This is a genomic window from Arthrobacter sp. UYP6 (assembly GCF_040547315.1).
Lineage (GTDB): Bacteria > Actinomycetota > Actinomycetes > Actinomycetales > Micrococcaceae > Arthrobacter_B.
Window position 1 is genome coordinate 113,559 of sequence record NZ_JBEPPM010000009.1, and the last position, 20,450, is coordinate 134,008.

Annotated in this window: 19 protein-coding genes and 1 tRNA gene; 9 read left to right on the forward strand and 11 right to left on the reverse strand. The window is 63.8% G+C overall.

From position 1 onward, the window contains the following. Positions 1 to 10 precede the first annotated feature (10 nt). From ABIB35_RS09570 to ABIB35_RS09595, 6 genes are all read right to left on the reverse strand, one after another. On the reverse strand, positions 11 to 808 hold the full coding sequence (locus tag ABIB35_RS09570; RefSeq protein WP_354180890.1) for an Fpg/Nei family DNA glycosylase: 798 nt from the start codon (positions 806 to 808) through the stop codon (positions 11 to 13). Continuing rightward, on the reverse strand, positions 801 to 5,846 hold the full coding sequence (locus ABIB35_RS09575; RefSeq protein ID WP_502915762.1) for a DNA glycosylase AlkZ-like family protein: 5,046 nt from the start codon (positions 5,844 to 5,846) through the stop codon (positions 801 to 803). The genes ABIB35_RS09570 and ABIB35_RS09575 overlap by 8 nt, the downstream gene beginning before the upstream one ends. 156 nt (positions 5,847 to 6,002) lie before the next feature. Then, on the reverse strand, positions 6,003 to 7,268 hold the full coding sequence (locus tag ABIB35_RS09580) for an HNH endonuclease signature motif containing protein (RefSeq protein WP_502915763.1): 1,266 nt from the start codon (positions 7,266 to 7,268) through the stop codon (positions 6,003 to 6,005). 731 nt (positions 7,269 to 7,999) lie between these two features. Further along, positions 8,000 to 8,725 carry a DUF4232 domain-containing protein gene (locus ABIB35_RS09585; protein WP_354180896.1) on the reverse strand — a complete coding sequence of 242 codons (726 nt, stop codon included), beginning with the start codon at positions 8,723 to 8,725 and terminating at the stop codon, positions 8,000 to 8,002. Positions 8,726 to 8,800: 75 nt separating this feature from the next. Then, complete coding sequence (locus ABIB35_RS09590; RefSeq protein ID WP_354180897.1) at positions 8,801 to 9,502, reverse strand: YcnI family copper-binding membrane protein; 702 nt, start codon at positions 9,500 to 9,502, stop codon at positions 8,801 to 8,803. Between the two features lie 105 nt (positions 9,503 to 9,607). Beyond that, positions 9,608 to 10,063, reverse strand: a complete 456-nt coding sequence (locus ABIB35_RS09595; RefSeq protein WP_227892449.1) for a 23S rRNA (pseudouridine(1915)-N(3))-methyltransferase RlmH — start codon at positions 10,061 to 10,063, stop codon at positions 9,608 to 9,610. Positions 10,064 to 10,141: 78 nt separating this feature from the next. Between ABIB35_RS09595 and ABIB35_RS09600 the strand changes: the two genes are divergently transcribed. The 3 genes from ABIB35_RS09600 (at position 10,142) to ABIB35_RS09610 (ending at position 12,517) form a co-directional block, all read left to right on the forward strand. Continuing rightward, entirely contained in the window at positions 10,142 to 11,044 is a 903-nt protein-coding gene (locus tag ABIB35_RS09600) for a patatin-like phospholipase family protein (RefSeq protein WP_354180899.1), read from the forward strand. 145 nt (positions 11,045 to 11,189) lie between these two features. Further along, complete coding sequence (locus ABIB35_RS09605) at positions 11,190 to 12,014, forward strand: GAF and ANTAR domain-containing protein (protein ID WP_354180901.1); 825 nt, start codon at positions 11,190 to 11,192, stop codon at positions 12,012 to 12,014. 77 nt (positions 12,015 to 12,091) lie between these two features. Beyond that, positions 12,092 to 12,517 (forward strand): DsrE family protein, encoded by a 426-nt coding sequence (locus ABIB35_RS09610; protein ID WP_354180903.1) that lies wholly within the window; start codon positions 12,092 to 12,094, stop codon positions 12,515 to 12,517. Between the two features lie 9 nt (positions 12,518 to 12,526). On the opposite strand, the gene ABIB35_RS09615 is transcribed toward ABIB35_RS09610, so the two are convergent. Further along, positions 12,527 to 12,799, reverse strand: a complete 273-nt coding sequence (locus ABIB35_RS09615) for a hypothetical protein (RefSeq protein WP_354180904.1) — start codon at positions 12,797 to 12,799, stop codon at positions 12,527 to 12,529. Positions 12,800 to 13,104: 305 nt separating this feature from the next. Next, a complete protein-coding gene (locus ABIB35_RS09620; protein WP_354180906.1) occupies positions 13,105 to 13,728 on the reverse strand; it encodes a hypothetical protein in 624 nt (207 codons plus the stop codon). A 124-nt stretch (positions 13,729 to 13,852) separates the two neighbouring features. Here ABIB35_RS09620 and ABIB35_RS09625 point away from each other — a divergent pair, with 124 nt between their 5' ends. From ABIB35_RS09625 to ABIB35_RS09635, 3 genes are read left to right on the forward strand one after another with little or no spacing between them, the layout of a single operon-like run. Beyond that, a complete protein-coding gene (locus ABIB35_RS09625; protein ID WP_354180908.1) occupies positions 13,853 to 14,548 on the forward strand; it encodes a CDP-alcohol phosphatidyltransferase family protein in 696 nt (231 codons plus the stop codon). Then, positions 14,545 to 15,285: a lysophospholipid acyltransferase family protein gene (locus tag ABIB35_RS09630; protein ID WP_354180910.1), complete on the forward strand. Its 741-nt coding sequence runs from the start codon at positions 14,545 to 14,547 to the stop codon at positions 15,283 to 15,285. Before ABIB35_RS09625 ends, ABIB35_RS09630 begins: the two co-directional genes overlap by 4 nt. Beyond that, positions 15,282 to 16,274, forward strand: coding sequence for a phosphatidate cytidylyltransferase (locus tag ABIB35_RS09635; protein ID WP_354180912.1), 993 nt, complete (start codon positions 15,282 to 15,284; stop codon positions 16,272 to 16,274). The genes ABIB35_RS09630 and ABIB35_RS09635 overlap by 4 nt, the downstream gene beginning before the upstream one ends. Positions 16,275 to 16,552: 278 nt before the next feature. Here ABIB35_RS09635 and ABIB35_RS09640 read toward each other — a convergent pair. The 3 genes from ABIB35_RS09640 to tadA all read right to left on the reverse strand — a co-directional run bounded on the left by ABIB35_RS09640 (position 16,553) and on the right by tadA (position 17,730). Beyond that, positions 16,553 to 16,640, reverse strand: a tRNA-Ser gene (locus ABIB35_RS09640). A gap of 71 nt (positions 16,641 to 16,711) precedes the next feature. Further along, entirely contained in the window at positions 16,712 to 17,197 is a 486-nt protein-coding gene (locus ABIB35_RS09645; RefSeq protein ID WP_354180913.1) for a pyridoxamine 5'-phosphate oxidase family protein, read from the reverse strand. 62 nt (positions 17,198 to 17,259) lie between these two features. Continuing rightward, positions 17,260 to 17,730: a tRNA adenosine(34) deaminase TadA gene (gene tadA / locus ABIB35_RS09650; protein ID WP_502915764.1), complete on the reverse strand. Its 471-nt coding sequence runs from the start codon at positions 17,728 to 17,730 to the stop codon at positions 17,260 to 17,262. A 127-nt stretch (positions 17,731 to 17,857) separates the two neighbouring features. Between tadA and upp the strand changes: the two genes are divergently transcribed. The 3 genes from upp (at position 17,858) to ABIB35_RS09665 (ending at position 20,441) form a co-directional block, all read left to right on the forward strand. After that, on the forward strand, positions 17,858 to 18,493 hold the full coding sequence (gene upp, locus ABIB35_RS09655; RefSeq protein WP_354180915.1) for a uracil phosphoribosyltransferase: 636 nt from the start codon (positions 17,858 to 17,860) through the stop codon (positions 18,491 to 18,493). 504 nt (positions 18,494 to 18,997) lie between these two features. Beyond that, positions 18,998 to 19,858, forward strand: coding sequence for a winged helix-turn-helix domain-containing protein (locus tag ABIB35_RS09660; protein ID WP_354180917.1), 861 nt, complete (start codon positions 18,998 to 19,000; stop codon positions 19,856 to 19,858). 58 nt (positions 19,859 to 19,916) lie between these two features. Beyond that, entirely contained in the window at positions 19,917 to 20,441 is a 525-nt protein-coding gene (locus ABIB35_RS09665) for a SixA phosphatase family protein (protein ID WP_354180918.1), read from the forward strand. Positions 20,442 to 20,450: the final 9 nt, after the last annotated feature.

A 20,450-nucleotide genomic window follows, 5' to 3' on the forward strand; every position in this document is an offset into this window, starting at 1 on the left:
CCTGCCCCGCTTACTGTGAGGCGGGCTGGCACTGCGGACAGTAGTAAAGATCCCTCAGTTCCAGGGCATTGTCCCCAACAAGTTGGTGCATCACCTTTGTTCCGCAGCGGAGGCAGCCGCGGGTCTCCCGGTTGTAGACCCAGAGCGGATCGCCACCCATGTTCCCCGTGGTGATTCTGCGGCTTCGCGTTTTATTGGCTTCAAGCAACCGCTTGGACAGGTCGATCATCCGGGGCAGATTCGTCACCTCCCGCACCGGCGTCAACGGATGCACTCCGGCCAGGAAGCAAATCTCGCATCGGTAAACGTTGCCGATTCCAGCTAGGTTGCGCTGGTCCAGCAGGGCCAGCCCGATGGGCCTCTCGGGAACGGATTGGATGCGTTTTAGCGCCTCCGATGCATCCCAGTCCCGGCCGAGCAGATCCGGGCCAAGGTAACCGACCGCATCGTCCTCCTCGGAACGCGGAAGGACGCGGAGGAACCCAAGGTCAAAGCCGACCACCTGCTTCCGGGAAGTTTCCAGGACGCAGCGTGCCTTGAACGCCGGCCGCCGCCAGCGCTGCCCGCGGTCGTAAACGTGCCACAAGCCTTCCATTTTGAGGTGTGAATGGAGGATCCAGCCGCTCTCTGTATCACCCACCCGAATCAGCAGGTGCTTGCCCCGGGACACAACCTCGGTGACGGTGTGGCCGGTGAAGTCAGTGGTAGCAAACCGGGGCACCCGGATGTCGCACTTGGTGAGGGTCTGGCCGGCAAGTGCGGCGTTCAGCTCCCGTGCAGCCCTCCAGACAGTGTCGCCCTCAGGCACGGTACCGCAACCCCTTGGGCGTGGTGTAAAACCCAGCGGATATCAGGGCTCGGGCAGCGTCAGTGTCCAGGATTTCCTGGCCGTTGACCTTTTCTATTGCCATCTTTTCCGCGGCCCCCCGGCGGATAATGTCCACTAATGCCGCTGCGGAAAGCTCCAGCTCAGCAAGATCATCGGTGAACGTGAGCAGTGTCTTCCCGCCCCGCTCGGCGTAGAGGGCAAGGTTTCCGTCCACCAGCACCACAAGGGCTCCCGCCTTCCGCCCGGGCCGGTGGCCGCCGTCGAGCGTGGGCCACGGGAGCGCTGCCCCGAACGGATTCGCCGGGTCCGTTGCGGCAAGGGCCACTGCCGTTGGCTCCGCTTTGCGCAGCTGCGAGTCTTCCGAGAATGAACGCAGACGGTCCACTGTGGCGGGAACGGCAAACTGTGCCGCACCGAGCTGCTCAATGAAGTAACCGCGCCGGCACCGGCCCATTTCTTCAAGCCGGGCGAGCACCCGGTACAGCAGGGCGAAGCCGCCCGGGGTTCCTTCGCTGGCGACTGAACCTCGGGTCACCACGCCGTAGCGGTCCAGCAGCAGTTCGGCCGTGGCATGGGCGGAAATGGTGGTGTCCTGTTCCACAGCGGGAAGCAGGCTCCAGCGTCCTGCCACCAACGGAGGGGCATTACGGAGAGCGGCCTGCTGGTTGCCGCCGGCCAGACGCATTGAGCTTCCGGTGAGGGATGCTCCCGGTGCGCGTCCCAGCCTGCCCAGCCGTGCGGTGCGGGCGCGGGGTGTTGTGGCCCGCTGCTTGTGCGCGGTCTTTCCTCCGGAGAGTAGAGAACGAACCGGGGTGAAGGTGTCATTGCTGATCCGCCCGGACCAGACAAGGTCCCACAACGCGCTAATGACGTTTGTATCGGACGCCTCGGTGCCCTTCGCCGCCAGCGCATCGCCCAGCTGGCGGAAGAAGTACGCACCGCCGCCGGAGAGCAGTTCCAGCAGCTGCAACTGCAGCTCGGAAGGATCAAAATCCGGCGCCGGATTCAGTGTCAGGGGAGCGTTTTCTGCCAGGTGCAGGGAAACCCAGCCGTCGTTGCCGGGCAGGGAACCCGTTCCCGACCAGAGGACCTCTCCCGTAGCCGTGAGCTCGTCCAGCATGGACGGAGCGTAGTTCCGGACCCGGGAGCCGAGGATGAGTGGTTCCCAGGCGGAAGCGGGGATGGGCACACCGGAGAGCTGGTCGATCACGGTGGCAACACCGTCAAGCCCGCGCAGTGACGAGCCCACGTTCTGCCAGACGGGAAGGAATCGTGCGTACGTCGCCGGATCCACCGGTTCCACCTCGGAGCGCAGCGCGGCGAGGGAACGCCGGCGCAGGCGGCGCAGGACTTCGACGTCGCACCATTCAGTGCCTCCGTGCGAGCCGGGAACCGTGATTACTGCGCCCGGAGTGCTGTCCACTCCTGCCGCAGCGTCCAGGATCTGAGTTTCCGCCGGGCGGAACTCGCCTTCAATAACGCGCCCTTCACCGGCGAGCCGCTGCAGAGTGGTGGTGACGACGGCGACGCCAAGTCCCAGCCGCGAGGCAGCTTCAGCGGCGGTAAAAGGCCCGTGCGTGCGCGCGTAGCGGCCCACCAGGTCGCCCAGCGGATCAGCCACCGGTTCGATGAACGCCAGCGGAACACCCATGGGCAGGGGCACACCCAGGGCATCACGCAGACGGGCAGCATCCTCAATGGCGGCGTAACGCTGCGCTCCTGCGACGCCCACCTTCAGTGCGCGGTTGGACCGGACCAACTGATCGAGCAGCTCGCCGGCATACTCAGCCGCCGCGGGTGCGGCAGTGGTTGCTGTGGCTGCTGCGGCGTCGTCGCCAGACCTGTCCTGCGCAGCGGCCGGATCTGGTCCATGCTCGGCGTCCGGGGGCTGCAACCGGGCCGCGACCTCCGGAGCGGTCAGCGGTCCCAGAAGTCGCAGCAAGTCGGCAACGCCTTCAACACCCCTCACCCGGCGGTCGTCGGCCAGCCGCTGCAGCTCGCGTTCAATCTGCGCAATGATGCGCGCATCCAGCAGTTCGCGCAGTTCTGCCCGGCCCAGCAGCTCATTGAGCAGGGTGGGGTCCAGAGACAGAGCGGCTGCCCGGCGCTCGGCCAGCGGAGAATCTCCTTCGTAGAGGAAAGCCCCTACATAGCCGAAGAGCAGCGAACGCGCGAAAGGTGAGGGCGAGGGGGTGGTGGTTTCCACCAACCGGATTTCGCGGCGCTCAATGCCGCCGGCTATGTCCTTCAGCGCCGGCAGATCGTAGACATCCTGCAGACACTCACGCACCGTTTCCAGCACGATGGGAAAGGTGGGGTACTTTTTAGCGACGTCCAGCAGCTGCGCGGACCTCTGTCGCTGCTGCCACAAAGGAGTGCGTTTTCCGGGATTCTGGCGCGGCAGCAGCAGAGCACGAGCAGCGCATTCACGGAACCGCGACGCGAACAGCGCCGATCCGCCCACTTCTGCGGTCACGATGGAGTCGAGCTCATCGGGTTCGAAAATGAACAATTCGGCCCCCGGCGGTTCATCTTCCATCAGGGGAACCCGCAGTACTATGCCGTCATCAGAGGCCATGGCCGATCCGTCTAGCCCATAGCGCTGATGCAGCCGGGCGCCGACGGCGAGGGCCCAGGGAGCGTGTACCGGCATGCCGTAGGGGCTGTGCAGGACCACCCGCCAGTCGCCGAGCTCGTCGTGGAAGCGCTCCACCACCAGCGACCGGTCATTGGGAACAACATCTGTGGCCTGCTGTTGTTCGCGCAGATATGTCATCAGGTTTCCGGCGGCCCAGGCATCGAGACCGACGGCGGCCAGACGCTTTGCGGCGGTTTCGTCGTCGTTGCCGGACATTTCGCGGACAAAGGCACCGAGGGCACGGCCCAGTTCCACCGGCCTCCCGAGCGAATCCCCCCGCCAGAACGGCAGCTTTCCGGGCTGCCCGAACGCCGGTGAAACTAGAACCCGGTCGTGAGTGATGTCCTCGATCCGCCAGCTCGTGGCGCCGAGCGCAAAAACATCGCCCACCCGCGACTCGTAGACCATTTCTTCATCGAGTTCACCGACGCGGCGGCTGTTCTTGCCTTCCGAATCACCGACCAAATACACGCCGAACAGGCCACGGTCCGGAATAGTGCCGCCGGAGGTCACGGCCAGCCGCTGCGCGCCCGGGCGTCCCGTGATGGTCCCCTCCGTGCGGTCCCAGATAATACGCGGGCGCAGTTCGGCGAATTCGTCGGACGGGTAGCGTCCCGCCAGCAGATCCAATGTGGCGTCAAAGGCCGAGCGCGGCAGGCCCGCGAAGGGGGCGGACCGGCGGACGACGTCGAACCATTCCTCCACATCGATGGAGCCGAGCGCGCACGCGGCCACGGTCTGCTGGGCAAGGATGTCGAGGGGGTTCGCGGGAATGTACAGAGGTTCGATCTGTCCGGTCAGCATCCGTTCGGCCACCACTGCCGTGTTCAGCAGGTCGCCGCGGTGCTTGGGGAACATGACGCCCTGGGAGGTTTCACCGACCTGGTGTCCCGCCCGGCCCACGCGCTGCAGTCCGCTGGCGACGGAGGGGGGAGACTCAACCTGGACGACCAAGTCCACGGCGCCCATGTCAATGCCCAGTTCCAGGGAACTGGTGGCCACCACGCAGCGCAGCCGTCCGGATTTTAGATCATCCTCGATGAGGGCGCGCTGGTCCTTGGATACCGAGCCGTGGTGCGCCCGGGCCAGAACCGGGTTGTCGTCATCAATGGCTGCCTGGTCCGGTTCGCGGTAGCGGATGGAAACACCGGCCTGAGCCATGAGCTGAGCAGGAGGACGCGCCGTGGGCAGGACCGCGTCTGCCCCGCCGGCTGGCAAACCCGGTGCCCCGGCCGCTGGGCTTTCGGTTCCGGTTGCCGCCGCCGAGAGGGACAGGGCGGCCGCTTCCTGCCGATAGGCATGGATTTCATTTAGCCGGGCGGTCAGCCTTTCCGCCAGCCGGCGCGAATTGGCGAACACGATGGTGGAGCGGTTCGTCTCGATAAGGTCAACGATCTTCTCTTCCACATGCGGCCAGATGCTCGCCTGGGGTGCGTAACCGCCTTCCACCGTGTCCTCGACGGCGGGCGCTCCGCCCAAGTCAGACATGTCCTCGACCGGAACGGTAACCGTAAGGTTCCAGGATTTCTTAGCGGCCGGGGCCACAATCTGCACGGGAGCATTTCCGCCCAGGAACCTGGCCACCGTCTCGTGCGGCTCCACAGTTGCGGACAATCCAATGCGCTGGACCGGTTTGGGGAGCATCGCATCCAGGCGGGCCAGAGTCACCGCAAGATGCGCACCGCGTTTGGTGCCGGCAACAGCGTGGACTTCGTCGACAATCACGGTGTCCACTTCGGCCAGGGTCTCCCGGGCACGGGAGGTGAGCATGAGGAACAGTGATTCCGGTGTCGTGATGAGGATATCCGGTGGACGTGTCAGGAGGGCACGCCGCTCATTCTGGGGAGTGTCTCCCGAGCGGACGCCAACCGTGATGGAGGGGGAGGGAAGGCCCAGCCGTTTGGCTGTTTGCGTGATGCCAATAAGGGGAGAACGCAGGTTCCGCTCGACGTCGACGCCAAGGGCTTTCAGGGGCGAAATGTACAGCACCTTGGTCTTGCGTTTAGGGGCTGTGTTCCTTGTCCGTCCGGACGTTTTGCCGGCGGGCGCCGCCGTTGCGGCGGTTTTCAGGAGGGTTCCGCCCGCTGAACCGTTGTTGGAACCGGCACCGGAACCGGCGTCGTTGGGGCTTCCGGGCTGACTGCCGGCGGACTCTCCTGCAGCGGCCGACGCGATGAAGCTGTCCAGGGCCCATAGGAAGGCGGCCAGCGTTTTGCCTGACCCCGTCGGTGCCACCACCAAAGCGTTGGCACCCTCCGAAATGGTGTCCCATGCCCCGATTTGGGCAGGTGTCGGCGCGGCAAAAGCACCCTCGAACCACTCCCTGGTGGCGGGGGTGAACTTCTGCAGCACCGAAGCTCCCGATGTCATGGTCACCATTGTTCCGCACAGCCCTGACACTTTTGGACTGCGTGGGGGAGGTTTGGCTGCAGGCCGAATCCTGAGGCGCTGGCACGGCGTCCTGCACGTTTCCCGGGGCAGGTTCACAGGAGCATCTTCCTCTGCACTGAAACGGTGCTGGTGATTTCCCTGTCCTTACCCAGCAGCGTGTGCCGACGGAGCCGCCCGAAAGTACGTGTTGCGTAGAGGCACCCGGTCCGGGTCTACGTAGGGTGGCGGAACAAACCAAGGCACCCCGGACGTCAGCCTGATCTCCCAGTTTTCCTTGTGGACCTCATGGTGGTGGTGTGAGCACAGCAGGACACCGTTGTCCGTGGACGTTGGTCCGCCGCGGTTCCAGTACTGAATGTGATGAGCTTCGGTCCACGGGCCGGGAATGCTGCACCCGGGGAACGCGCATCCTCCGTCCCTGGCGTGCAGTGCCTTGCGCAGATGCGGCGGGAACAGGCGCTGAGCTCGTCCAACATCCAGGATCCGGCCCCTGCCAGAGAGCACAACCGGCAGCATCTCCGCATCACAGGCAAGTTTGCGGACGATGGCTGCCGGCACCGGTCCGGTAAACGCAAAGGATCCGGGGTTTGCTGCTTCCGGCTTGTGGTCCCGCAGCGGGATTTGCTGGCCCGTGCTCCGGTTTTCCGGGGAGTCCAAATCCTTGACGATGGACCCAAAATTGAAATCCTTCAAGAGCGACTCGGCATCAATAGTCACCATGATCTGGGGCCGCAGCCCGCCGCTGGCAGGAACGCCGCCGCCGGCCAGTGCCCCCTTGGCAGCCTCCACCAACCCGCTAAGGAGCCGCTGTGGGCGGGTACGCCGATCAAGTCGGGATGAAGTACCCTCGTCAGGCGGGCTGCCGTCGGCATGCTGAGTAAACCCCGGCCCCGTTTCCCCGAACCCGCCACCGAAGGCTACCGATGGGGCGGCATTTGATGTCTGGGGGCCGGCTGCAGCATTCATCACCGTCAGTAACGTCTCGTGCTGCTCAGCGGTGCAGTAGATGCTGAGATGGTTCAGTCCGTTCTTTTTACGACCGGAGAACACGCCTTGGAAGCGGCGCAATTCCTCACCCGAGGGTTCGGCCCCGTCCTGATTCGCCAGCAAAACCCAGCGGCGGGCAGTCCGGACGAGAAAGTCAGTGTCGTGCCGGCTCGCGATGGAGGCCAAGTTGTTTTCCATGGCTTCCGCGGTCTCGGAGCCGCTTCGCTGCGCGACCTGATCCACGGCCTCGGCAATAATGAGCGCGGCCACGGATGAGATCTCCCCGGCAGCAGCAGCTCCCGCGAGAACAGACAGGGCGGCGGGCGCGGACTGTCCGCTGCCGCCGGAAGCCGGCAGCAGTACGGAAGCCAGTTTCAGGCGCCGCTGGGCTTCTCCACGGCTGATGCGCAATCGAGCACGCATGTAGTCAGCGGTTGTGCGAAACTCAGCCTGGACCTTGGCGGCTGTCCGCTGTGCAGAGGATACAGAGGGCGCAGAGGAGGCAGAGGGTGCAGAGGATTCAGGCGACTTAGCGTCAAGCGAACCGGCAGCAGCCCACGTGTTGTTCCAGGCGGCCGTTTCGGGTCCGGGCCCGGATTCCGCCTCTGGCCCGGATGCTGCCTCCGGTCCCGGGGCGATTCTGACCGCGTCGCCCTGAACCGCTACGGAAGTGGCTCCGAAGGTCTCAGCTACACGGTGTGTTTCCAGCGCTCCGGCGCAAACAACCTGCAGATACTCCACGGTACGGGAGGCAGCTTCCACCTCAGCGGCCAATTGCGCTGCCTGACCCGTGCTCATCAAGGCGCTCGCATGTACGGAGTCACGGCGCAGGAGGCGTAAAGCCTTCAGCGCATCTGCCACGGACTCCAAAAAATCAGCCGGAGGGAGACAATCAACAGAATTGGCCTGCTCGGCCGGTACCTCCGTTTGAATGATTGTTTCCATGGGTCAATTATTCCGAGCAAAGGCATCCCCTGCCGGCGGTAAGTCTCTTTTGTGGACAACCTATCCCGCCAACTCATCTGTGGAGGAACAATGGGCCGGAAACGGCCTCAGCAACCCCGGCAGGGGCTTGATCTCCCGCCACATTCTCCCGCCACATTCTCTCGACGCGCCCAGGCCGGGAAGGTTTCAGCGTGGCCGGGAGCGCTTGGTCAGCGCTTCTGTAGGGCACCGATGCTCATCAGCTCCACGTTGGGATTTTCGCAAGCGAGAACCGCATGCTCAATCCGCAGCGATTCAAGATCTTCCGGAGGGTAAACCATGAGCTCTGTTGCCTGGTGGGATTCACACTCCTGACCATAATTCTCGGCCCGTGTTTCCTTCAGCTCAGCCGCAACCGACTGGCCCGATTCCAGCACAAACGACTCGCCTGCAGCCGGGCCGGCACCAGATCGAACAGCGGCCGCGCCAATCTGCTCGCCCGAGGCATCAATATAGGAGACTCCGGGAAAACCGGCTGCCAGCGTGCAGGCATCGGAAGAAACGTTGGTCAGCACCAGCGTGCGGTACACGCTTCCTGCCGCGCCGCCGCCGGCGGTATCTTCGATTTCCCCGGCCATTTCAGCGGCGGCACAAGCATCGGGGCCACCGGATGGTGCTGTTCCGGCCGTGGGGGCAGCAGTCGAAGCCTCGGCGCTGGGGGCGGTCGTAGCGGTTACGTCGTCGGAGGGCTTGGGATCGGAAGTCTGTGAGGTGGTGGAGGCAGCGGACGACGACGGCGAAGACGAGGCTGTTTCCTCACCACCGCTGGACCCGCAACCGCTGACTGCGACGGCCACGCCGAGGGAAATAGCGGAAAGCGCCCAGCTTTTCCGCGGCGAGGACAAAGTGCAGAGGGGGTTCCGCAGTGACAATGATTTCAACGACCGGTTATTCATAGGATCACCTTCTCCGCAACGCCGGTGCGGCGTCAATTACGCCTCGCAGACGCAAGAACAATGACGCCGCAAACGTTACGCTTTCCGGGTTCGATAAAGGGCAGCAGCGCCAAGAATTAGACCAAGGACGCCAGCACCAAGGCCCGCGTAGCCGGCCACTGCGGCGGCTTCCACCTCGTCCTCTTCGGCGACGTCCCGGATCTCGTCATCCCCGCTACCGTGGCCGTCGGACCCTGTACCGCCGGCAGTCACGGCGATAACCGGTGCCGGCAGCTCCAAATCATCCGCGGACTGGCCCTCAACGGCCACCTGCGACCAGTCCGTCTTCCCCTCAACACAAGACTGCAGCACAGGGAAGACCAGCGTGTCACCGGCGGCGTCGGGAATCCGGACGCTGAGCGAGAAGGTGTCGCGGACGCCGTCGGGCAGCGGCTCATCAGCGGTGAAAACCACCTGACTGGTCCGGGACCCCACGGACGTCCCGTTCTCCAGCACCCTCGGCTCCTCGAATTCCTCGGTCACCTTGCTGATACTCCAGCCGGCGTGGGCGGTGGGAACGGCATCGGTCACCTGGTCCGGCAGGGTGACCGTAATCGACGCTGTTGGCGAGCCTGAGCATCCGTGGGCGGTTTCGAAGGTGAGCAGTGCGTTGGCCCCGGCCTCCGCGGACTCGGGGGAGACATGCACATGTGCGGACGCGCTGCTCATGCCGGCGGCCAGGAGGAGGCTGACAGCGCCTGCGGTGACCACGGACCGGGCAAAAAGAGGGCGGGGCATGGAGGAGCCTTTCAAGCGTGCTGGAGGTGGGTTGGACGGCGGGAGCACATCCACTTTAGCGAGAGCATTCCCCTGTCGCGGCGGCGCTGGGGACATCTGGAGGAGCTATTCGTGGTGGTAGGGGCGGCCGCCTGCGATTTCCTGGGCCCGGTATACCTGCTCCGCAAGGATGAGGCGGACCAATTGGTGGGGAAATACCAGGGGTGAGAGGGACCAGATGAAGTCCGCACGGTCGTGCACGCTCTGATCCACTCCGTAGGCGCCCCCAATGATGAGCGTGACATTGCGGGAATTGTCCAAGGGCTTTTGCAGGGTCCTGGCCAGCGCCGGGGAGGTGATCGCCTTGCCCCTTTCATCCAGCAGGATGACGTAGTCGCTGCCGAGCTTGGCGAGCAGACGCTCGGATTCCTCTTTCCGGGCGGCATCGCCTTCCCGCGCGGAATGCGGAATGGAGACCCAGGTCAGGTCGAAGGGCTTCTTCAGCCTCTTTTCGTACCGGCGGATGCCATCCACCACCCAGTCTTCATGCTTTCGGCCAACCATTAATACGCGCAATGCCATGTCTCTATTGAATACCCCCGGTTACAGGCACCGAAAACCTGTGACCACCCTCACGGTGTGCAGGTTTAGACTTCCCGCATGACAAACATGAATGGTAAGCGCGCGGTGGTCCTTGGCGGCGGAGGAGTGGCAGGTATCGCCTGGGAGATCGGAATCCTCGCCACCCTGCTGGAGCACGGTATTGAGCTAAACGACGCCGACCTGGTGGTGGGCACTTCCGCAGGCTCTGTCGTGGGGGCGGCTCTGCGCTTCGGTGTCCTGCGCCAGGTCCTGGCCGGGCAGCTTCGCGAAGCTGGCCCGGCGGAAGTGGCCGGAACCGGAACTGAGGCGGGGGAATCCACGATTGAACAGGGCGAACTGACCCATTTCAGTACTGAGCAGTTCATGAACATGATGGCCGACGCGGCGCGAGGTCCCGGCGGCGAGCAGGAAGCCAGGGCACGGATCGGCAAGGCTGCGCTCGCGGCTGGCCAGGGGTTATCGGAAGCTGCGTGGGTGGACACTATCCGTGCGCTGCTGCCGGCTCCTTCCTGGCCGTCGGGGATGTTCCAGGTCACCACGGTCAATGCCGACGACGGCGGCTTCACTGTTTTCGATGCCACCTCCGGGGCGGAAATGGCGTTGGCCGTGGCCGCGAGCTGCAGCGTCCCGGGTGCGTGGCCCCCGGTGAGGATCGACGGCACGCCCTATATGGACGGCGGAATGCGTTCAGCCTCGAACGCCGATCTTGCCGCTGATTACGAGAAGGTGCTGATCCTTTCCTGTGCGCCTGAGGCCCCGGATAGCCCCTTTGGTCCGACACTGCCCCAGGTGCTGAATAACTTGAAGGGAAGGGCCTATCTGATCGAGGCTGATGAAGCCAGCAGGGCGGCCTTTGGCACCAACGTGCTGCTTCAATCCACCCGGCGTCCTTCCGCCCTCGCCGGCCAGGAGCAGGCTTCGGAAGTAGTCGACGCCGTCAAGGTGTTTTGGGGCGTTTGAACCGACTCCCCGGGAGATCCGCAAAGGGGAATCTCCAAGGATCGGAGGGCCTCCGCCCGGTTCCGGGCGCCTCATCGATGCTCTAATGGACCAGAGAACAAGAACAGTCCCTCCAACGCCGTTCCAACACCGGAAAAGTGGTGACATGTCCACCGATAACGGCTTTCCCCCACCAGCTTCGAATCCTGACGAGGCCTCCCCCATAGCCGCCGATGCGCCAGACACAGCGGACGCAGTCCTGTCCCCGACCGTCGACAGGGACTATGCCAGCCTGCTGCAGGACATGGTCCTGGAAACGACGGATGTGGAGAGTTTTCTCGAGGACCTCACACACCTGACGGTGGATACCCTGTCCCCCGCGGGGAAGGAGTTCTTTTCCGGCGTGACGCTGCTGCGCCCGGGAGGTGCCGGCACTGCGGCCAGCAATAGCGAAGAAGCGCGCCGGATGGATGAAGTCCAGTACGCGTTCGGTACCGGCCCGTGCCTGGAAGCGGCGCGAACCAACAAGACCATTCTGGTGCGCGACATCATCGAGGATCCGCGGTGGACGGACTATGCCGACGCGATTGCAGATTTCGGATTGAAATCGATCCTGGGGGTTCCGATTCCCCTGGAGGGGGATGCGCGGTGCGGGTTGAACGTGTACGCGCGGGAAACCGACGCCTTCACGGACGAAATGATCCGAGAAGCCGAGGAGTTTGCCCGCGGCGCTTCCACATCGCTGCGGCTTGCCGTGCGTATTGCACAGCTGGCGGAGAGTAGGGAAAATCTCAAGGCCGCGATGGGATCGCGCACCACGATCGACCTGGCTGCAGGGATCATCATGGCTCAAAACAGGTGCGGCCAGGAGGCTGCCATCACCATCCTCAAAGCCGCCTCGAGCGCGCGGAACATGAAGCTGCGGGACGTCGCTGCCGCCGTCGTCGCCTCCGTGGGCGAAAAGGAGCCCACAACGCACTTTGTCGACTGACGCAAGAAGGCCGCTCGACGACGACGGCAGCTGTGTCCCCCTGTCCTCCTCCGGTGGGCAGGGGCGACACTGAAAAGATGGAACTTTCAGACATGGATTCCGCCGGTACCCCGTCGGAACCTGATGCTCACGCCAACGACGATGCTCGGCCGAACGCTGCACTCGCAGGGCTGGTGATCCACGGGTTTGGGCCCGACAGCGGAACGTGGCTGGCCGGGCTGCTGCGCAGTGCAGGGAACTCACGCCGGGCGCTTGGTCCAGAACGGGCCATCGAAGTGGTGGTCCAGGGGCTGGGGGTGCGGCTCCTGCGTTCGGGCATCGGGGATCAGAGTGCCCTCGACAGTGCACTGTCGGAAGACATCCATGTCCTGGCGTGTGAGAACAGCATGACCCGGGCCGGGATACAAAAAGACGAACTGCACCGGGGCGTGGAAACGGTGGATGCTGCCGTGGCACATCTGGCCCGCCGGCAGTGGGAAAACTGGGCGTACGTCCGGCTGTGAGACCGGTCGTCAGACCCGCCGCGGAAGTTTCGTTTGGGGACGCCCTTCCGCCTTGCCGCCCTCAACGCCGCCCGCGGTTGCGGCATCGCCGATGTATCTGCGGCCGGAAACTTCGCTCCAGCGACCGGCCGATATTTCCTTTTTCACCAGCCAGCGTCCCTCGTCCAGGGATTCCAGGACCACCAGCACTCCGCCAGGGGATACCTGATAGGAGTACTTCAGCTCCTCGGCGTCATCGAGTTCTTCAGCGGGCCCGTCGGCTCTGAGGATACGTATGGACATTGAGGCCTCCGTTGCTCTTGGCCGGCAGGGGATGTGCCGATCCGGTGCCGCCCAGAGTAATCGTGCAGTGCATCGGAGGAAAGGGCTGTCGGTGCAATGAAATCAGGCTAAGGGCCCTCATGGGTGGAGTGCCGGATGACTTCTCCTGAGCCGTTGCCGGCTGTGCGGAGGGTTGACCGGCGATGCCCCGCGCACAAGAATTCGAGCCATGAGCGACCGCGCTGATCCCTAACTACGACGACGGTGATGACATTGCTGCCGATGCTGTCCGGTCTGAGCGGTCAAAGTCGCCGGACCGCTCAATATCAAGGCCCGGTAAATTGCTGGTCCGAGGTTGACCCGCGACGGGATGTCAGTGGAATGAACACCGCATAGAACGCGCCCCAGCAGATCCAGAACACGGTCGATATGCGCCGTTCAGAGACTCCGGGGAACTGGCGGCGAACCATAGCGGCAATCCCGGATACTGCCACTGTCACCACCATGAACCGGATCATTCGGCCGGGCACACTCCAGACAAGAAACGTCATGAGTGAGGTCCGCTGCAGCCCGGCTGCCCGGGCGTAGAGCTTGTACGGGACTCCGCGGGTGGGGCCCCGCAGCAAAGAAGCAGCCCCGGACTCGGCGATCTCCTGCTCCACGTCGCTGATCATGGCATCCGTGACCGCCGGAACTTTCACCAACGCCTTACGCGAGGTGTTTGCCGCTACTTTGTTGCCCCACCAATATGTCACTGCCCCTCCGGCCATTGCGCCGCCGAGGGCTGAGACCGTGGTGCCGAGCGCGCGTTTGGGTCGGCGCAACCCCACCCAGGATGTCCACACATCGGGGACCACAAAGAAGAACGTCGCTTCTGCGAAGCCCCAGGCGCCGGCGATTCCGTGGTCCCGCAGGGCGTTCGTGGAGGCTGATTTGCGCCGAGCTCTCATGCTGACACTGTAATGAATGGTGAAGGGGAATCACGGGATTGATCGCGGGTTGCTGCCGGTTTCGCCGCCCGGCTCGCACTAGCGTATGAGCTACGGCAAAGGGTCAAATGAACGGATACTCCACATGAGCCACGGAACGGACAGGCGGGAAATTCCGCAGCGCAGCAGCCGGTGGGCGGCAAAATCTGCAGATATTCTTGTGGCGGCGAAACTCACCCCCAATCAGATCTCGGTTGGTTCAGTGGTGTTCGCCGCAGTGGGTGCCGCTGCGCTGATCTGGTCGGCACATACCGACGACGCCGTAATTCGTGCTGTCCTTCTGGCCGCGGCTGCTGCCTGTATACCGCTGCGTTTGTTGTTGAACATGCTCGACGGAATGCTGGCCGTAGAAAAGGGTATGAGCTCACCGGTGGGCGATATCTACAATGAACTGCCTGATCGGATCTCCGATGTGCTGTTCCTGGGGGCAGCAGGCATCGCCACCGCGGGGCTGGTGACCGCCGGCGGAGTCGATTTGGGGGTGACGCTGGGATTCCTTGCGGCGATACTAGCCGTACTCACCGCCTATATCCGTTGCCTCGGAGCAGCCCTCGGCACGGGAAACTTCTTCGACGGGCCCTTGGCCAAACCGCTCCGCATGTGGTTGCTGATGATCGGCGTCCTGGTGGGTATCGCCGAACCATGGCTTCCCTGGTCGGAAGGGTGGGCACTGTTCGGCACTCTGGCGGTCATCGCGTTAGGCTCCCTGCTCACCTGTATCCGCCGATTGCACCGTGTCAGCGCTGCGCTGCGTGCCCGCAGCAAGGATTTGCCATCATGAGCGTCGGCAGGGCTTCCCGGCGCAGCCTCGCGAAACTTATCAGCGTCTTCGCCGGTGCGCGCGTGGTGACTGCAGCCGGAGACTCTGAACTGGATCTACCCGAGCAGGCCATCTATTACGCGAACCATTCGAGCCATCTGGACTTCCTCACCATTTGGGCCGCGCTGCCGGCGCAGCTTCAGCAACGCGCCCGCCCGGTGGCTGCCAAGGACTACTGGGGCTCTGGGGTGCGTAAGGCTTTTGCCGAAAAGATCTTCAATGCCTATTTGGTTGACCGCCACGGCTCCAGCAGCCGTCGGCAGCGCACGTCGGACTCGGGGGTCAGCCCCAAGGGCCAGGTGGATGGCATGGCTGAGGTGCTGGCTGCCGGGGACTCGCTGATTATCTTCCCTGAAGGCACCCGCGGCGACGGCGATACCATCGCCGCGTTTCACGGCGGACTGTACAAACTGGCCCGTCTCCACCCTGAGGTACCTGTGGTCCCCGTGACGCTCGCCAACCTCGGACGGATCCTCCCCAAAGGTGAGGTGATCCCGGTGCCTCACCTCTCGACTGTCATCTTCTGCGAGCCCCTCCATCTGGATCCCGATGAGGACCAGCAGACGTTCCTGGCCCGGGCCCGGCAGGTCCTCGTGGAAGGCCTGGCTAAGCATCAAAGCCCGCAGTCCACAGATACCCCTGGACAGGACGACGACGGGTCGGCCCCTCGTGGCCAGACCGGGCAGGGCAACCCGTGAGCGGCTGGGAACTGGGTTTATTGGACTTCTCGTCGCTGAAACTCCTCGGCGGCGTCGTCGTTGTTTTGATTTTGGCCACCGTGATCGCGTGGCTTCTGGGCCGCCGATTTGGCATCACGAGCACCATCACGAACCTGAAGCAGCGCATCAACGCCTGGTGGTTGATGGTCGCACTGATAGGTGCTGTCCTGGCAGCCGGCGAGACGGTGACGATTGCGCTGTTTCTGCTGCTGTCACTTCTGGCACTGCGCGAGTTCATCACCATCTCACCGACCGGCCGCGGAGACCACAAAGTGCTCGTGTGGCTCGTGTTCATCATCCCCGCGCTGCACTACTGGTTCCTTTGGGAGCACTGGTATGGCATGTTCAGCGTGTTCATCCCGGTGTACGCCTTCCTCTTCCTGCCCGCGCGCAATGCACTCGCCGGGCAGACCATCGGGTTCCTGCAGCGAACCGCGGCCATTCAATGGGCGCTGATGGTATGCGTCTACGCCATCAGTTACGCCCCGGCGCTCCTGCAGCTTCCGGTAGCCATGGAGGCAGGCCGGGATGCGGCCGAAGGCTCGGCGCCTGGGGCTGGCGGGGCTACCGGTGCGCATCTGCTGCTGTTCCTGCTGATCGTGGTGCAGGGCTCCGATGTACTGCAGTACGTGTGGGGCAAGACGTTCGGGAAGCACCCGATCGCGCCAAGCGTGAGTCCCAACAAGACGTGGGAAGGGTTCATCGGGGGAGTGCTATCGGCCACCGCCCTGGGGGCTGCCCTATGGTGGGTCACGCCGTTCACCCCGTTGATGGCCGCGCTCCTGGCGTTCATCTCCTGTGTGATGGGTTTCGCCGGAGGGCTGGTGATGTCTGCCATCAAGCGCGACCGCGGCATCAAGGACTTCGGCTCCATCATCCCCGGTCACGGCGGCATCATGGACCGCCTGGACTCGCTCTGCTTTGCGGCACCGGTCTTCTTTCATGCCGTGCGATTCTTCTACACCTGACGGTGGGCGGTGCGGAGCCAAGCGCAGGACCTCTCAGAGGGCGTAAGGGTGGTGCTAGTGCGTGCCGGCGGCAGGCGTAGAGGCCGGTTCTTGTGGCGTCCAGTCCGTTCTCAGGTCTGCCGTACGAGCCGCACGAGGGCAGTCCTGGGTGGGTTGCCGTCCGTCTGGGAAGGTATCTCGAGAATTCTGTTTCTGCTACGTTGCCGGCGCCCATTTCCCCGGCAAAGCAAAAGACCCCGCTTCCCTTTGTTTACAAGGGAAGCAGGGTCTTTTTCATGTGGCGGTGACGGTGGGATTTGAACCCACGTTGGCTTTCACCAAACAACATTTCGAGTGTTGCACCTTCGGCCGCTCGGACACGTCACCATCGCGTCAACCTTACCGGGTAAAGGGCCGATGCCCCAAAACGGCTGGTTCCGCGTCCGCGGCCGCTGGGCCTAGAGGTCGACGACGTCGTTCTTGCCAATGTCCGGCGTACCGCCGGTGACGGCACTCCTGGCGATCTTGAACATGGTCGCAACACGGGGCTCGTCCGACGCCCAGTATTCGGCGGTGTCCGAATCCACCTTGATCAGCGCAATCGAAGGATCCTCGCGGCCCTCATCGAACCAGGCGCTGACGGAGGACTTCCACAGCTGCTCAATCTTGGCTTCATCCTTGGTGATGGTGGCCGTCCCGCTGACGGAGAGGTAACCCTTGGAATCATGGACCGAGACGTTGACGTTGGGGTTGTTTCGGATCTCATCCGCTTTGGGGGAGGGATCCTGGGTGAAGAACCAGAGGTTGCCGTCGGAATCTGTTTCCTGCAGCTCCAGCGGACGGCTCACGAGCTTGCCATCGAGGTCCACGGTGGTCAGCTGGGCAATGCGCGCGTGCTCGAGGATTTTGACGACTGTATCCAGTCCGTCCGTTTCTGCACTCATGAAGGAACTCCTTGGGGTGTCGGGTTCTGAGGTAGTAAGCCTACGTATGAAACCCGCGACTGTCAGCCCGATCGCCGAGAGCCGAAAAACTCCGTGAGCAGCTGAGCGCATTCCGTCGCGCGGACTTCCGGAAAAACCTCCACCCAGTGGTTCAGCCGGCGTTCGCGGAGGATATCGAACACGGATCCGGAGGCCCCGGCCTTTTCGTCCCAGGCACCGAACACCACCTTCGGGATGCGCGCCAGCACAATGGCGCCGGCGCACATGGCGCACGGCTCCAGTGTCACCACCAGGGTGCACCCCTCAAGCCGCCACTCACCGATGGCGGCGGCAGCTTCGCGGATAGCCACCACTTCGGCATGCGCCGTCGGGTCACCGGTAGCCTCACGCTCATTGCGGCCGGTGCCGATAATCCTCCCGTCCGGACCAACGACGACGGCGCCGATGGGCACGTCCTGCGTCGCCAGGGCGCCACGCGCCTCCGTCAGAGCGAGGTCCATCCAGAATTCGTGCTGCTCGGTCGGAGGCATCATGGTTCTATCTTCCCGCAGTTCTCCCCGCGCCCCGCGCCCCGCGCCCCGCGCCCCGCGCCCCGCGCCCCGCGGGCCACGCCACCCGTGCCGCAGGAAGGGCTTCCATCGCGGATGGTATTTTTGAAGCATGCGCGTACTTGTAGTGGATCACCCCCTAGTTGCCCACAAACTCACCGTTCTCCGTGACAAAGACACCCCTTCACCGGTGTTCCGTCAGCTCACGGAAGAACTCGTCACACTCCTGGCCTACGAAGCCACCCGCAACGTCCGCGTTGAGCCCGTCCGGATCGAGACTCCGGTCACGTCCGCCGTCGGCACCGGCCTGGTTAAGCCCACCCCTTTGGTGGTTCCGATCCTGCGGGCAGGCCTGGGCATGCTCGAAGGTATGACCCGCCTTGTTCCCACGGCGGAGGTTGGCTTCCTGGGTATGGCCCGCAACGAGGAAACCCTCGAAGCGATCACCTATGCGGAGCGTCTTCCGGATGATCTGACCGGCCGCCAGGTGTTTGTCCTGGACCCCATGCTGGCTACCGGTGGAACCCTCCGCGAAGCCATCAAGTTCCTGTTCAAGCGCGGAGCTGCGGACATCACCTGCATCTGCCTGCTGGCGGCCCCTGAAGGCCTCGAAGTACTGCAGAAGGAACTGGCTGACGCCAACGTGACCATTGTGCTGGCCTCGATTGACGAGCGGCTGGACGAGAAGTCTTATATTGTGCCCGGGCTGGGCGACGCCGGCGACCGACTGTACGGCGTCGTCGACTAAAAGCCGCTGCCGGCCTGAGTAGACGTGTCCAGCATGCGGACATCTGCCGCATTGCTTGACTCGCACCCGTTTATAAGTTTACTTATGGGCGGGTGCGTTTTTTTATCCCGCAACTCCCCGCCGGGGCCCACTCGAGCCGAGAATATCAACGATGGCCAGCAGGCTCCAGTCATGCCTCTTCCCCTCTCCAAATGGTGAGGTGTGTCACAATTAATGCCTAAGCGTCCGCATGGTGAGACAAGTGGCGCAATGTTACTTGCGTGAACTCCTTTGTTACATGCAATAATCCGTAATGTGAACATCCACACGGCAGCACGTGTTGCAGTCCTTCTCAATGGCCCCGCCGGCGAGAAGCAGCGTTGTTGTCGAATGCTCGCCTGAGGTACCCACCCCCATCTCTCAGGCACCACTCAGGCCCAATGACGGGCGAAACCGCGCCATCTCGACCGGGCACACCCCCAGCATTCGAGCCGTGATGACGGTCATTCACAATGAGGTTGCAACATGTCAGTAGCATCAGGGTACGTACACATCTCACTTCGTAATGCGCAGAACCGTGCCGGTGCCGCCCGGCAGAACGCTGCCGGGGAATTCCCCCGCCAGTACGGAGGGTACGCACCGCAGCAGTATGGGGTTCAAGGGTTTGGCCAGCAGTCTGCCCGCCCGCTGCAGTCCGTTTCTCCGGCCAATGACGCTTCGCCCATGACGGCACCCACCGCCGTCGTCACAGGCAACGGCATTCCCGGCCCCCAGCCGGTTAGCAACGACACCGTTGCCCGCGGCTTTGTGATTTACGTGGGCCTCGACGAGGACACGGCAGCCGCCAACGGAACTTCACTGACCAAGCTCGCCCAGGAAGTCCGCGCGTATATCCAGACGCTTTGCCCCGGGGCCCAAAGCCACGCCGCGGTTGCGCTGGCGCCGGCAGAGGCCGCGGGATCCGATATCGACGTCGTCCGCCAGGCGCTGGGTGACCCGACGGCTCAGCGCCGCCCCCGCCCGGAAGCAGCCCAGCCTGTGCAGACCCCGAGCGCCCCGCGCCCGTCCGGCGTTCTGATTGACCTCTCGCGCCGGGAAGTGCACCTGGACGGTGACACTCTGAACCTGACGTTCAAGGAATTTGAGCTGCTCAACTATCTGGTGGAAAACGCCACCCGCACCGTCGGCCGCGAAGAGCTGCTGGCAGGACTGTGGCGGAACGCCGAGGAGGTGCCCAACGAGCGCACCATCGACGTGCACATCCGGCGCCTGCGGTCCAAGCTGGGCCGGCTCGCGAACACCGTGCGGACAGTCCGCGGCCAGGGCTACCGCTTCTATGAGCACCCCGAGGTTGTTGTCTGGGCGGCACCCGAATACAGCATCTGATGCGACGGCGGTACCGGCCCTGGACAACCGGAGCCGGTACCGCCGATAGACTGGGCGAATGAGCGGCCACCACCTGAAAAAGCTGATGCTCCTGCGGCACGCGAAGGCGGACTGGCCCCGGGATGTCTCCGACCACGAACGCCCGCTCTCCGGCCGCGGGCACCGCGATGCGCCGCTGGCGGGCCGCTGGATGGTGGAGAACGACTCCATCCCCGATTTCATTCTTTGCTCGTCTGCACTGCGGACCCGGCAGACCTGTACCTGGATCTGTGAGGAACTCGGTGACAAGGGGCCCACGCCCAAACTCGAAGACGGCCTCTATAGTGCCCCGGCCGCTCAGATTCTGAGCATCATCAACAATGTGCCGGAGACGGTGACCAGTCTGCTGGTGATTTCCCACCTTCCGGGAGTGCAGGACCTTGCCATGCGGCTGGCCTCGGTGAGCTCGAATGAAGAGGCGGTCATGGAGATGGCCACCAGGTACCCCACCTCCGGGTTGACCGTCATGGAGACGGCCAAGCCCTGGGCTGAGCTTGACGGGCGGGATGCCCGGATTACGGATTTTGTGGTCCGCCGGGCGTAACCGTCCGGG

Excerpts from the sequence above, each read along its gene's own strand:
- ABIB35_RS09575 (WP_502915762.1), bottom strand. The coding sequence starts at position 5,846 with ATGGTGACCATGACATCGGGAGCTTCGGTGCTGCAGAAGTTCACCCCC.
- ABIB35_RS09580 (WP_502915763.1), bottom strand. The coding sequence starts at position 7,268 with ATGCGTGCTCGATTGCGCATCAGCCGTGGAGAAGCCCAGCGGCGCCTG.
- ABIB35_RS09585 (WP_354180896.1), bottom strand. The coding sequence starts at position 8,725 with ATGAATAACCGGTCGTTGAAATCATTGTCACTGCGGAACCCCCTCTGC.
- ABIB35_RS09590 (WP_354180897.1), bottom strand. The coding sequence starts at position 9,502 with ATGCCCCGCCCTCTTTTTGCCCGGTCCGTGGTCACCGCAGGCGCTGTC.
- ABIB35_RS09595 (WP_227892449.1), bottom strand. The coding sequence starts at position 10,063 with ATGGCATTGCGCGTATTAATGGTTGGCCGAAAGCATGAAGACTGGGTG.
- ABIB35_RS09600 (WP_354180899.1), top strand. The coding sequence starts at position 10,142 with ATGACAAACATGAATGGTAAGCGCGCGGTGGTCCTTGGCGGCGGAGGA.
- ABIB35_RS09605 (WP_354180901.1), top strand. The coding sequence starts at position 11,190 with ATGTCCACCGATAACGGCTTTCCCCCACCAGCTTCGAATCCTGACGAG.
- ABIB35_RS09610 (WP_354180903.1), top strand. The coding sequence starts at position 12,092 with ATGGAACTTTCAGACATGGATTCCGCCGGTACCCCGTCGGAACCTGAT.
- ABIB35_RS09615 (WP_354180904.1), bottom strand. The coding sequence starts at position 12,799 with ATGTCCATACGTATCCTCAGAGCCGACGGGCCCGCTGAAGAACTCGAT.
- ABIB35_RS09620 (WP_354180906.1), bottom strand. The coding sequence starts at position 13,728 with ATGAGAGCTCGGCGCAAATCAGCCTCCACGAACGCCCTGCGGGACCAC.
- ABIB35_RS09625 (WP_354180908.1), top strand. The coding sequence starts at position 13,853 with ATGAGCCACGGAACGGACAGGCGGGAAATTCCGCAGCGCAGCAGCCGG.
- ABIB35_RS09630 (WP_354180910.1), top strand. The coding sequence starts at position 14,545 with ATGAGCGTCGGCAGGGCTTCCCGGCGCAGCCTCGCGAAACTTATCAGC.
- ABIB35_RS09645 (WP_354180913.1), bottom strand. The coding sequence starts at position 17,197 with ATGAGTGCAGAAACGGACGGACTGGATACAGTCGTCAAAATCCTCGAG.
- tadA (WP_502915764.1), bottom strand. The coding sequence starts at position 17,730 with ATGATGCCTCCGACCGAGCAGCACGAATTCTGGATGGACCTCGCTCTG.
- upp (WP_354180915.1), top strand. The coding sequence starts at position 17,858 with ATGCGCGTACTTGTAGTGGATCACCCCCTAGTTGCCCACAAACTCACC.
- ABIB35_RS09660 (WP_354180917.1), top strand. The coding sequence starts at position 18,998 with ATGTCAGTAGCATCAGGGTACGTACACATCTCACTTCGTAATGCGCAG.
- ABIB35_RS09665 (WP_354180918.1), top strand. The coding sequence starts at position 19,917 with ATGAGCGGCCACCACCTGAAAAAGCTGATGCTCCTGCGGCACGCGAAG.